Here is a 12,414-nt window from a genome sequence, read left to right as displayed (position 1 = left end):
AGCTGCCCGAAGGCGTATGCTGCGCCCGGCGCATAAAAAAACACGATACCCGTGAAGGTATCGTGTATAGTGAGAGCTGGACTTTATTCTACAGTTTTTGCGTTTGCCAATATGTGTTGAAAAATGCGATTGAACTGCCGGAGATCGCTGTCGGGAAGCCCGGCCAACCATTCGCCGACGATCTTGTTCTCGCGCTCCGTGATGTCACGCAGCGTGCTCTGTCCGCGCTCAGTGATGGCTAAACAAACCACCCGGCGGTCTTCTGCTGAGCGCTGTCGCGTAACGCAATCCTGTGCAATGAGCTTGTCACTGAGCAAAGTCACGGCGCTCATAGATAAGGACAAGGTATCTGCCAAATCCGTGATTTTGATGGATCCTTGTGCATGAAGCACTTCACGCGCGCACACCTGCGATGCGGAAAAACGCTTGTCCGTGTATCTGCAGTAAGTACTCATTTTGCGCAAAACACTGCGAAACAGCTGCTTTGATTCAAGCTCAGGCTGCTCGATTTCCGATCCCCACTTTCTCTGCGTTGTTCCCCGCCTCATGTCGACCCGTGCAAATATTGTGCCATGACCAACCAGCGTACAAAAGCGCCACCGCTGTGCTAGCGCACGCTCGCCCGGCAGCACCGTTGCAAGTCTAGCGAACGTGATGCGGCGGCCGCTCTCGCTGTCACCCGTGTGTTAATCATCAAGCAAGTTGTTTGAGCGCGCAGCTTTCAGTTCCCGTAGTTATGCTTCCACAGGCTTGGCAGTGTGCATATCCTGTGCGGGTGGCGTGGACGGTGGCGTGGGCGGTCGCGTGCTCGACGCCGTCGGCTGTTGTGCCGGCTGGTTGGCGTCCTTTTTTTTCTCTCTTAATAAGAAGATTAGAGGGATGCACAGGAAAGCAGGAATGGCGGAAACATAAAACGTATCCGCGATGGAGCGAACCATGGCTTCCTTTTGTATTAGCCCGCCAACAAACGCTGCTGCCGTACCGCTCGCAGTGGCTGCATCTATGCCGCCTTGATACAACGCCCCGGACAATGCAGCCATGAGCTGATTCGCGCTCTCCGAGCCTGCAGGCACATTCTCTGAAATACGGACGGCGTGCAGGGAGTGCCGACTACTCATAATGGTAGTCAACACGGCGATTCCCATCGAAGCCATAACTTGGCGGAACACGTTGGAAAGCGGTGACGCATCCTTAATCTGCTCTTTTGCAATATCGGCCATGCCTACTGTAGAGATCGGCATCATACACAGACCGATACCGACCCCTCTTATCGTGAGCACGGCGTTAATCCATAGGTGAGGGGTGTCCGCAGTCAAAGCATGCAGCTCGTACGTCGTGACGCCGAGCACAGCAAGGCCGACGATGGCCAATGGAACGATCCCCGTTTTCGCCACCAATTTTCCGCTAATCGGCATCATCAACGCCATCGCCACGGACTGGGGCAGCAGTAATATACCCGCGTCCAAAGCAGACATCGACTGTACGTTCTGCAAATAAATCGGCATCAGGAACGTTCCGCCCATCATGGACATCATAACCAGTCCTGAAATAAGAACACTCGCTGAGAATTTGATATCTTTGAATACAAACAGATTTAGCAAGGGAGGCTTGGTGGTCGTCAGCTCAGTCCAAAGCAGGAGCGCCAAACTCACTGCCGATACAAAGAACAATGTAACAATGTACAACGATGACCAGCCTTCGGTTTGCCCATTACTCAAAGCCAACAGCAGTGTACCGAAAAAGGTCACCGAAAAAACAGCGCCGGCTACATCGAACTGCAATCCTTTGTGCTTGGCACTCTCCTTCAACAGCGTTATGCATGCCAAAGCCGCTATAATACCGATTGGCACGTTCAAAAGAAACAGGGTTCGCCAGCTGTAGTACTGGATAAGATAACCACCAAGCGTCGGCCCTAGGGTGGGCGCAACCATTGCGGCTACGCCCCAGATACCCATAGCTAAGCCTATCTGGTGTCGCGGAACGATTGTATATATAACAGTCATGCCTACAGGCATGATGAAACCTCCGGTTAAGCCTTGAAAAATCCGAAATGCGATCAAGCTGGAATCGTTCCATGCCAAACCGCACAGCAGCGAGCCGATGGTGAATCCGATAACGGACAGCACCAACACCTGCTTGGTCCCAAAACGTGCGGAAAGAAATCCGCTGGCCGGTATTACGACCGCTGAAGCGAGCATGAATCCGGTGACGACCCATTGAATAGTCGTTGTGGGTACGCCGAAGACGGTCGAGAGTTTAGGCAGCGCTACATTCACGAGACTGCTGCTTAGCACTGAGACAAACGTGCCTAGGATGATGGCAACCAGCGGCAGCCAAAATCCGCCGTCGCTGTTCGAGGCCTCGGTACCGGCAGAGGCCGATGCCCCAGCGGGCGCCGACCCGCCTGTGGGCGTTCCGCCGGCGGCGGCCCCGCCGCTTCCGGTGGCTGACCCAGCGGGCGCTAACCCGCGCGTCGAGTCCGCGCCAGACGTGGGCGACGACCCGCCTGTAGGCGTTGCGCCGGCGGTGGCGCCCTCGCTTCCGGTGGCTGATCCAGCGGGCGCTAACCCGCTCGTCGAGTCCGCGCCAGACGTGCGCGCCGACCCGCCACCTTTTTTATTTTGTGAATCCACTGTCACCGCAGCCGCCCCCTATTCCACTTTCACTTTACTGCCGTCCGTTAAAGCGTCGGTAGGGTTAACAATCACTAGCTGGCCTGGTTTCAGCGCGGTATTTTCCGCTACATGTACCCAATCCTCATTCTTCTCCTCAAAAGCAATCTCCACCGCTTTTGCCGCGTCCTGTTCAATCGTGAAGATGAAGGACTTATTCTCTTTATTTACCAGTGCCTGTTTCGGAATTTCCAATCGGCTGCCCGGAGCATCCAGCAGATGCACCTCCGCCGTCATGCCCGCTAGCAGTTGGCCCTCCGGATTAGCCACTTTCACCTTGACCGGAAATGTGCTGCTGTTCGGGTTGGACACAGGACTGACGAAGTCGACTTTGCCCGCGAACTCTTTCTCCGGCAAATTGCTGACCTTCACGTTGACGTCCGTACCGGTTTTCATACTTCCAATCACCGCATCTGGCACGCTCAGCTCCACTTGCACCTGGTCGATCTTGACCAGATGAAGTAAGAGCACACCAGGCTGAGCCATTTCGCCGGGCTGAATACTCCGCTTAACAATGACGCCGTCCATCGGTGCAACGATCGTCGCATTATTCAGCGCACTGTTAGCCAGCTCCAGGCCTGCGCCCAACCGGTCCACCTCCGCCTGCAATGCTTCCAGCGTATTGCCGGTCGCTCCGCTGCGCGCCAAATCCAGCTTTGACTGAGCGGCCGAAACCTGTGCTTCCGCGGCCTGCTGCTGCGCTAGTGCTTGCTGGCAAGCGGACTGCGCCTTTTGGAATTCGAAGGTGCCTTTATCGAGATCTTCTTTTGTGATTGTATTATCGCTGTCATACATGTTGCGGAGACGATTGTAATTTTTCTCCGCCAAATTAAAGGCCGACTGGGCTGTACCCACCGCAGCTTTCACTTGTTCGCTGGCAGCTTGAGCGCTTTTCACGGCGCTTTCCAGCCCTTGGATCTCTTGACTTCTTGCGCCGGCTTCGGTGTCGGCAAGTTTCGCCTGTGCAGCGGTTAAGCCGGATTCCGCTTGCTTTACCTGTTGAGACAAGTCGTCAGTCTCCAGTTGAACCAGCACATCTCCCTTTTTCACCACAGAGCCTTCGTTGACCTCAACGGCAGCGACCTTGCCAGCAGATTTCGATACGATTTTCACTTCCTGGTCGGGAATGATCTTGCCAGTGAGCCCGGATCCAGCCGTTTCGCCGAGCTTGATCGCCTTCACCGACAGCACCTGCGCCGCAGTGGCTTGGGATGTGCCCGTATCCCCGCAGCCGGCCAACATGACCACTGCACACAAGGACAGTAGAGCCGTTGTCCACGTTAATTGTTTTTTTCTCATGAGTGTATGTACGCCTAACCTTTCACATGTATTTTGATCACAGCGCTCATCCCCGGCGACAGACCCAGGCCTTGCTGATCATCGATTGATATTTTGATCGGCATGCGCTGCGTTATTTTGGTGAAATTACCGCTCGTGTTCGTTGCGGGCAACAAAGAGAATGTCGACGCAGTCGCCTCCCCGATCTCGATCACCTTACCCGACAAAGTGCTGCCGGCGAATGTATCGACCGTGAACTCTACCGTTTGTCCAACCTGTACCCGGTGGATGTCGACTTCCTCTATGTTAGCCGTAACATACAGTTCTTTTTTATTCACGACCATAGCTATCGTTTGTCCCGGTGAAACCACTTCGCCGGCTTTTGCCATCGTCTTGATCACCGTGCCGCTGATTGGCGAACGCAATGCAGCCTGATCCAAGTTACTTGTCGGAAGATTGGTGCTGTCCTGTTGCCCTACCACCTGATCCGTCAGCACGGTATCACCCTCAGATACCTGCAGCGAGGTCAGCTTACCTGCAATGCGGGGCATGACCCGGTAGATATCACCGGCAACTCTGGCATCCTCGGATTTCACAAAATAATGCGACTGATACCAGAACGAAAATCCTCCCCCGACGGCAGCCAATACGGCGACAGCCAAGATTAAGAACAGGACTGGTTTCCTTTTCATGATTTCTCCTCAACCTTCTTCTGTAAATAGGTAGTTAACAGCTCCAACGAACGAATTATGTTGTCGAGCTCGTGCTCAGGAAGATCCGCCAACAGATTTTCATAGAAGCTTTCCTGAAATAAATGCAGTTTTTCTTTGACGGCCTCAACCTTAGCTGCGTTCTTTTGAATCCATACGATGCGCCGGTCCGATTCATCCCGGATTCTTTCCAACCATCCGTCCCGCTCCAAACGATCGATAATGCCTGAGACGGTGCTGTAAGACAGCTGTGTGTTCTCAGAAATTTGACCTATCGTCTTGCGTTCAAAATACACCTGCCGCAGCGTGGTGATTTGCGCCGGTGTGAGACCGAGCTCTTTCAGATCCTTGTGCATCGTACTTGTAAAAATCTTGGTTAAGTTACGAATGGACGATCCGATTCTCATTCCGCGACTCATGCTTGTTGCCCCCTCATTATTTCGTCAGCGAAATTTTTAACCACAACAAATAGCACACCGATAACGGTGCGACAAGAAAGTCCTGGCATCATTCCCTCCACAAGTCAGTGAGCGCAGACTTTGCGTTCGGTAAGCACGTAAACCGGCGCACGTCCCTTCGAACGCACGCCGCAATCCGTTGACCGAAAATTATTTCGTATAAGAAATATTTCTACCCGAAAATATTATCATAACTATAATATTTTGCATAGTCATTATTTTCTGATATTGGTAAAAAATGCAGCAACTGTTCCGACACGCAATCATCCCGCCACCAAGATTGATGAACGGGATGATCCACTCCGCGCATTAGGCTGGCATTCCGATGGCAATCCAATTGACGATACCGGCCATATCCCCGCAATATCTGCTGCGCACGATGAAAAGTGTCGCCGAATGCGGTGTTTTCTCTCGCACGACCGCGTAGCTGGCCTCTTGATTGGTCGTCGCCACAAGCACATACCCCGCGTCGGCGAAAGGCCGGTCAAATTGTACTTGCACGAATACGCCCTCGTCTTCCACCCGCAGAACGAATTCAACGAGCCCGAACTGCTGAATTGCGGCCGTAGCTTGCACCGCCTGCACCGGTTGGAATGACAAGTGCTGCGGGGAAACTGCACCTGGCGCGATGTGTTCTTCTTGGATCACACCTGCTTCCAGCAAGTCGGCCTCCGGGGTTTCGGTTTCCACGGCCGATTGTGCGAATGCGATGTTCTCGGCAACCGCCCACTCATCCTGATCAAAATCGCGGCCCTCGTAATCTGTCGCGGGTTCGGCAGTCGATGTCTCAGGCTGCTCAAGCTTCGCCAGCAGCTGCTCCTGCAGCCCGTGTTCCAGATGCATCAGTGAAATACTGCCAGGCAGCAAGTGATAACCGGATATGGATTCCTGTTTGATGTGCAGCCCATTGATCGCATCGCTTCTTATATGGGCGCCGTGCACGGCTCCTGCTGCCAGCTGCTCGCTGCCGACCGCGCCAGCCACCAAGTGACTTGCGTCTATGGCTCCCTCAGCCAGCTTCTCTCCGGTCACCGCCCGATCCGCCAGCTGTGACGAACCGATCGCCTTTGCCGCAACATGCTCTCCGGTTACCGCCCCTGCTGCAAGGTGCCTGCTGTTCACCGCGCCCATCGCCAGATGTTCGGCAGCCACTGTGCCAAGCGCCAGGTGCTCGCCGCTTACCGAGTCCTGCGCCAACTGCTCGCTCCCAACTGCACCCGGCGCCAGCTGGATGGAATCCACCGCACCTCTTGCCAGCTTCGCCCGCGTGACGGACTCATCCGCCAGCTGCTTGCTGCCCACCGAGCCGGCAGCCAAATGAGCCGATTCGACCGCACCCCAGCCGAGCTTCGCTCCCGTTACCGCCTGATCCGCCAGCTGCTCCTCGCCGACCGCTTCCGTCGCGATATGCTCGGTGAGCACTGCGCCCATCGCCAGCTGCCTGCTGCCAATCGCACCGTCCGCCACGTGCTCCGGCTCGACCGCGCCCAAGGCCAGCTTCGCGCTTCTTACTGCCTCATCCGCCAGCTGCGCTTCGCCAATCGCCGCCATCGCTATATGCTCGCCGCGCACCGCACCCCACGCAAGCTGCTCACCGCCGATAGCTCCTGTCGCCACATGCGCTGTGTCTATCGCACCGAGCGCGAGCTTTGCTGCCGTCACTGCCTCATCCGCCAGCTGAGCCTCTCCCACGGCCGCAGCCGCGATATGCTGGCCGCCAACGGCACCGGGCGCGAGCTGCTCGCTGCCCACCGCACCTGTCGCGAGGTGCGCCGATTCCACCGCGCCCTGCGCCAGCTTCGCTCCCGTAACTGCGCCATCCGCCAACTGGGACTCACCCACCGCTGCAGCTGAGATATGCTCGCCGCCGATCGCGTCCGACGCCAGGTGCGCCGATTCCACCACACGCTGTGCCAGCTTCGTGCCCGTCACCGCGCCATCCGCCAGATGGCTCTCGCCAACCGCTGCAGCTGAGATGTGCTCGCCGCTCACTGCATCGGCTGCCAGCTGCTGCCGTCCCACCGCGCCTGCTGCCAGGTGCGCTGTTTCCACCGCGCCCGCTGCCAACTTCGCTGCGGTCACCGTCTCGTCCGCGAGCTGCGCTGTGCCGATGGCTGCCCGTGCCACATGCACGGCGTATACCGCTGCGGGCGCTAGCTGCTCACTGTGCACGGCTCCCGCCGCCAGGTGCGCTGACTCCACCGCGCCCAGTGCCAGCTTAGCCGCCGTCACCGACCGCTCCGCAAGCTGCTCCGTGCCGATCGCCGCTTCCGCGACATGCTCGCCGCGCACCGAGCAGAGCGCCAACTGCTCGCCTCCTACCGCACCCGCTGCCAGGTGCGATGACGACACTGCGCCTGCCGCAATCTTCGCGCCGTTCACTGCCGCATCAACGAGCTGCTCCGAACCGATCGCGGCTTCCGCGACATGCTTACCGGCCACTGCGCCTAGCGCCAGCTGCTCGCTGCCAACCGCACCCGCCGCCAGGTGTGCCGGCTCTACTGAGCCTTTCGCCAGCTTTGCCGCCGTGACCGCCTCATCGGCCAGCTGCTTGCTGCCGACAGAGCCCCGCGCGAGATGCACCGACTCCACCACGCTCCAGGCCAGCTTCGCGCCCGTCACCGCTTGGTCCGCGAGCTGCGCCGTTTCCACCGCACCTGAGACCAGCTTAGCAGCCGTGACCGACCGCTCAGCCAAATGGCTTTCGTCGATCGCTCCAGCTGCAATGTGCTCCGCTCTTACAGCGCCCGCAGCCAGATGCAGGTCGGCGACCGCGCCGGCCGCCAGATGCTCCGCGGACACTGCGCCCGCCGCCAGCTTTTCGCCCGTCACCGCTTGGGCGGCCAAATGCTCCGTGCCAATGGCTTCCGCTGCCACGTGCACGCCATGCACAGCGTCCGGCTGCAAATGCGCGGGACCCACCATGCCCGCCGCAATATGCTCCGACGCGACCGCGCCGGCTGCCAGCTTCGCTCCCGTTACCGCGTGGTCCGCTAAATGCTGCGTGCCGACAGCCTCCGCCACAATGTGCGCTGCGCTCACAGCCCCCGCCGCCAAATGCTCGCCGCACACGGAACCCGCTGCCAGATGCTGCGATGCAACCGCGGCTGCGCCGATCTTCGCTCCCGTCACCGCGTCATCCGCCAGCTGCTGCTCGCCGACAGCCCCCGCCACAATGTGCGCTGCGCTCACAGCGCCCTCCGCCAGATGTTCACCGCACACGGCGCCCGCAGCCAGATGCTCTGACGCCACCGCGCCTGCCCCGATCTTCGCTCCCGTCACCGCCTGATTCGCCAACTGTGCCTCGCCGATGGCCTCCATAGCCACGTGCTCCACGTTGACTGCGCGCCAGGCCAGCTTGGCGCCCGTGACGGCTCGCTCCGCCAGATGCGCCGTGCTGATGACCTCCGACGCGATGTGATCGGTGCTTACCGCGCCGGCGGCCAGCTGCTCGCTGCCAACCGAGCCTGCCGCCAGATGCGCCGCTTGTACCGCACCTCTCGCCAGCTTGGCGCCCGTCACGGACCAGTCGGCCATCTGCGCCTCACCGATCGCGTGTGGCGCAATGTGCTGCGCGCCAACCGCACCGGCCGCCACCTGTTCGCTGCCGACAGCTCCCGGCGCCAGGTGGGTGGATTCTACTGCACCTTTCGCCAGCTTTCCCCCTGTCACAGAGGACTCCGCCAGCTGCGTATCCGTTACCGCCGACGGCGCGATATGGTCGGAGTCGACCGCGCCCGCCGCCAGATGGATCGAGTCCACCGCGCCTCGTGCCAGCTTACCTGCGGTCACCGCGTGATCTGCCAACTGCCCTCCAGTGATCGCCTGCGGCGCAATATGCTCGCTGCTTACCGCACCTAATGCCAGCTTCGCCTTAGTGACCGCCTGATCCGCCAGCTGAGCGGTATCGATCGATTCCGCCGCAATGTGGTCGCTCCTAATCGCGCCAATAGCGAGCTGTTCACCACCTACCGCGCCATCGGCGAGTTGGGCCGATTTCACCGCTCCAGCCGCTAAATGTTCCGTCGTAATTGCCCCCAGAGCGATTTTCTCCTCGGTGACCGCACCCTCCTGCAATTTCTCACGGGTCACAGCTTCCGACGCCAAATGATGCGCCTTTACTACAGCTTTGCCCATGTGAGGCGACTGTACTGCGCCCGCCGCAATATGCTCGCCAAGCACAGCTTCGCGCATGAGCTTATCTGACGTCACGCTCGACTGCGCCAGCTTCGCAGTGGTGACCGACAAATTCGTCAGCTTATCTGTCGACACCGTCTCGCTGGCGAGCTTCGCCGTCGTCACGCTATGATTCGCCAACTGGCCCGACGAAATCGCGCCTTCTTGAATGTGCTGCTGCTGCACCGCACCGTACGCCAGTTTATCCGCCGTAACCACCCGGTCCTGGAGCTTGGAGCTGACGATCGATTGATCCTGCAGATTCTCTTTGCCCACGGATAGCGGGCCGAGATGTCCGGACTGCACCGCCTTGTCACTCAGATGTGCACTTCCTACAGCCGCATTAGACAGGTGCTCTCCCGTGACCGCCTTGTGGGCAATCTTCGAGGAAGTAACCGCTTGATCGACGATCTTCGAGGAGTAGATTGAACCATCGACCAGCTGTTCGTGACCTACACTGCCCGGTGCAAGCTTGCCCGTCGTGATGGCAAAGTCCGCTATATGCCGGGCCTCCACACTGCGTGGTTTGATATGCTTTTTGTCAATGACACCCTCCTGCAAATGCACCGCGGTCACGGATTGACCCGCAAGCTTTTCAGCAGTGACGGCCCCATCCTTCAAATGCACATTATGCACCGCATCTTCCGCCAGATGGTCCTCAGCTATTTGTTTCGGCCCGATATTTTCACTGCGGATAATGCCGGTAGCCAGATGCTCATGTTGAATGATCCGAGCTTGAAAATGTTCCGGTCCGATGCTCCACGGAGCCAGTTTATCCGCAGTCACCGCCTGGCTCGCCAGCTTCTGTTCGGTCACTTCACCGTCCGCAATCTTGCTCCCGGTCACAGAGTGATCGCGCAGCTTTTCAGTGGTGACCGCCAGATCCGCCAGTTTTGCCGTGTTGATAATATAATTCGCCAGGTTGCTCGCTTGAATCGTACCACTTTTTATTTTCTCCGCAGTCACGGATTGGTTCTGAATCAATTCGCCCGTGATCGCTTCCTCCGCGAAATGCTTACGTTGAATTGAACCTTCGGCAATTTTCATTGAATCGATCGTCTTATCCGCCAGTTTTTCGGAGGTAATGCTGTTATCTTGCAGCTTTTCTCCGCTGATCGCCCGTTCCTGAATTTTGTCTCCCGTAATAGCAAAGGAGGCTATATGTTCCTCAGTCACGACGCGTAGTCCAAGCTTCTGTGCAGTAACGCTGCGGTTCGCCAGCTTTGCCGTAGTCACTACATAGTCGCCCAATTGATCCTCACCGATCGAGCCTTGCTTTAATTTGCTGCCTTCTATGGCGTGACGTGCAATTTTTTCGCTGGTGACCGACTCGTCGGCAAGATCGTCCGTGTAAATCACAGCTCCCTCTCCTGCGGACGTTTTGCGCTCCCTCAGCACCGGCTGGACGGATAGTTCACGGGATGCCGGAACAGCCTTATCCGCTGCAACTTCCTCTTCTTTTTCCGGCGATTCGACTCTGCTGATTAATACGTCCGCGTCTTTTTTGCTGGGACGGACGACCTGGTCCCTCGTTTGGATCTCATCCAGCCATTTTAATTCATCGATATATGCTGAACTGCGTCTCCCTCTCACAGAGTTGGGTTTGCTGCCGGCGCGATTGTTTTGTTTCCTCATTCTGCTTACCTCCCGTAACGGTTTATCCAACGTCCTTTAAAAACCTTTGGAAACCACAAGTAGTCATATGTAACATATGCATTCACCCAGAAGGAAGTTAATGCAAGCCCGGAAAATAGGCGCCAACCCAACCCGCTTGCGCGGCATGCGGATCAGCGTACGTACGGCATTCAACCGGACTTTCAAGAATTGGCGGCTTTGCATCTCTAACGGGATTCTCGCGGGCACACACAAGGGGTGGCCGATCATGCGCCAGCATTGGAACCACCGCAATTTCAGGTTATAATCTAGATAGGAAACAGCAATGTATGGTATACTTTTGTCGCCAAAAAAAACTAATTAGGGAGCACTCATTATGGACAAAACACTGATCTTCGGGCATAAGAATCCGGATACGGATACGATTTGCTCCGCCATTGCGTACGCTGAATTAAAAACGAAGCTGGGAGCTAATGTGGAGCCTGTCCGCTTGGGCAGCATCAGCGGGGAAACTCAATTTGTTTTGGATTATTTCAAGGTGAAACAGCCGCGTGTGATTGAGGCCGCTGCCGGTGAAGTGAAAGACGTCATCTTGGTTGACCATAACGAACGTCAGCAAAGCGTAAGCGACATCGATCAAGTGCGAGTGACGGAAGTCATCGATCACCATCGTATTGCTAATTTTGAAACAAGCCACCCGTTATATTACCGGGCTGAGCCAGTTGGCTGCACCGCGACCATTCTAAATAAATTGTACAAAGAAAACGGCGTGGCGATTGAAAAAGATATCGCAGGATTGATGGTTTCCGCTATTATTTCGGATACGCTTCTTCTGAAATCACCTACCTGCACGGAGCAGGACGTGGCTGCAGCCGGCGAATTGGCTGAGATTGCAGGCGTCAATCTGGAAACATACGGTTTGGAGATGCTCAAAGCGGGCGCGGATCTCAGCGATAAGACCATTGAGCAGCTTATTTCCCTGGATGCGAAAGAATTCCAGATGGGAGGCGCTAAAGTAGAAATCGCACAGGTCAATGCAGTGGATGTGAATGACGTTCTCAGCCGGCAGGCCGAATTGGAAGCAGCATTGAACAGCGCTATTGACAAAAAAGGGCTGGATTTGTTCCTGTTTGTCGTGACGGATATTTTGAATAACGATTCCATCGGCTTAGCATTGGGCCGTGCGGCTGACGCAGTGGAGCAGGCATATAATGTCAAGCTGTCCGACAACAAAGCCGTTCTGAAGGGTGTTGTATCGCGTAAATCGCAGATCGTACCTGTGTTGACCGATATCTTCAGCAAACGATAAACCGCACTTATAGCATAAACTTATACTAAAAAAGCAGGCTTCCGTGTGTGAACTGCACCCCGTCAAGTAGACAGTACAAATAATTAAAATTGGTTAGGCGGCCTTGGTCCTGAATTCCATTGGACTAAGGCCGTTTAATTTTGCTTGTAATCGTTCGTTATTGTAAAAGTGGATGTAGGCGTCAATGTCCCTCTTTA

At 56.5% G+C, this 12,414-nt stretch carries 8 protein-coding genes; 1 reads left to right on the top strand and 7 read right to left on the bottom strand.

Going from position 1 to position 12,414, the window contains the following annotated elements:
- Positions 1-83: 83 nt before the first annotated feature.
- The 6 genes from CBW46_RS15520 to CBW46_RS15495 form a co-directional block, all read right to left on the bottom strand.
- Entirely contained in the window at positions 84-548 is a 465-nt protein-coding gene (locus CBW46_RS15520) for a MarR family winged helix-turn-helix transcriptional regulator (protein WP_133254001.1), read from the bottom strand.
- Positions 549-734: 186 nt separating this feature from the next.
- Positions 735-2,333, bottom strand: a complete 1,599-nt coding sequence (locus CBW46_RS15515) for an MDR family MFS transporter (RefSeq protein ID WP_089200989.1) — start codon at positions 2,331-2,333, stop codon at positions 735-737.
- 318 nt (positions 2,334-2,651) lie between these two features.
- Positions 2,652-3,971, bottom strand: coding sequence for an efflux RND transporter periplasmic adaptor subunit (locus tag CBW46_RS15510; RefSeq protein ID WP_089200913.1), 1,320 nt, complete (start codon positions 3,969-3,971; stop codon positions 2,652-2,654).
- A 14-nt stretch (positions 3,972-3,985) separates the two neighbouring features.
- Positions 3,986-4,642 (bottom strand): HlyD family secretion protein, encoded by a 657-nt coding sequence (locus tag CBW46_RS15505; protein ID WP_089200912.1) that lies wholly within the window; start codon positions 4,640-4,642, stop codon positions 3,986-3,988.
- The gene (locus CBW46_RS15500) at positions 4,639-5,079 is read right to left on the bottom strand and encodes a MarR family winged helix-turn-helix transcriptional regulator (RefSeq protein WP_089200911.1); all 441 of its coding nucleotides are present in this window, start codon (positions 5,077-5,079) and stop codon (positions 4,639-4,641) included. Before CBW46_RS15500 ends, CBW46_RS15505 begins: the two co-directional genes overlap by 4 nt.
- A 348-nt stretch (positions 5,080-5,427) precedes the next feature.
- On the bottom strand, positions 5,428-10,929 hold the full coding sequence (locus CBW46_RS15495; protein ID WP_089200910.1) for a WIAG-tail domain: 5,502 nt from the start codon (positions 10,927-10,929) through the stop codon (positions 5,428-5,430).
- Positions 10,930-11,284: 355 nt separating this feature from the next.
- On the opposite strand from CBW46_RS15495, the gene CBW46_RS15485 reads away from it, so the two are divergent.
- A complete protein-coding gene (locus CBW46_RS15485; RefSeq protein ID WP_089200908.1) occupies positions 11,285-12,217 on the top strand; it encodes a manganese-dependent inorganic pyrophosphatase in 933 nt (310 codons plus the stop codon).
- A gap of 93 nt (positions 12,218-12,310) precedes the next feature.
- On the opposite strand, the gene CBW46_RS22345 is transcribed toward CBW46_RS15485, so the two are convergent.
- Positions 12,311-12,403, bottom strand: a complete 93-nt coding sequence (locus tag CBW46_RS22345) for an IS3 family transposase (RefSeq protein ID WP_424446577.1) — start codon at positions 12,401-12,403, stop codon at positions 12,311-12,313.
- Positions 12,404-12,414 lie beyond the last annotated feature (11 nt).

It is taken from the genome of Paenibacillus xerothermodurans, assembly GCF_002220865.2.
In the GTDB taxonomy this organism is placed as follows: domain Bacteria; phylum Bacillota; class Bacilli; order Paenibacillales; family NBRC-103111; genus Paenibacillus_S; species Paenibacillus_S xerothermodurans.
This window is presented reverse-complemented; position numbering and strand designations above follow the sequence as displayed.

What these genes read in the sequence shown, in the direction of transcription:
- CBW46_RS15510 (WP_089200913.1), bottom strand. Translation starts at nt 3,971, where the DNA reads ATGAGAAAAAAACAATTAACGTGGACAACGGCTCTACTGTCCTTGTGT.
- CBW46_RS15500 (WP_089200911.1), bottom strand. Translation starts at nt 5,079, where the DNA reads ATGAGTCGCGGAATGAGAATCGGATCGTCCATTCGTAACTTAACCAAG.
- CBW46_RS15520 (WP_133254001.1), bottom strand. Translation starts at nt 548, where the DNA reads ATGAGGCGGGGAACAACGCAGAGAAAGTGGGGATCGGAAATCGAGCAG.
- CBW46_RS15495 (WP_089200910.1), bottom strand. Translation starts at nt 10,929, where the DNA reads ATGAGGAAACAAAACAATCGCGCCGGCAGCAAACCCAACTCTGTGAGA.
- CBW46_RS15505 (WP_089200912.1), bottom strand. Translation starts at nt 4,642, where the DNA reads ATGAAAAGGAAACCAGTCCTGTTCTTAATCTTGGCTGTCGCCGTATTG.
- CBW46_RS15485 (WP_089200908.1), top strand. Translation starts at nt 11,285, where the DNA reads ATGGACAAAACACTGATCTTCGGGCATAAGAATCCGGATACGGATACG.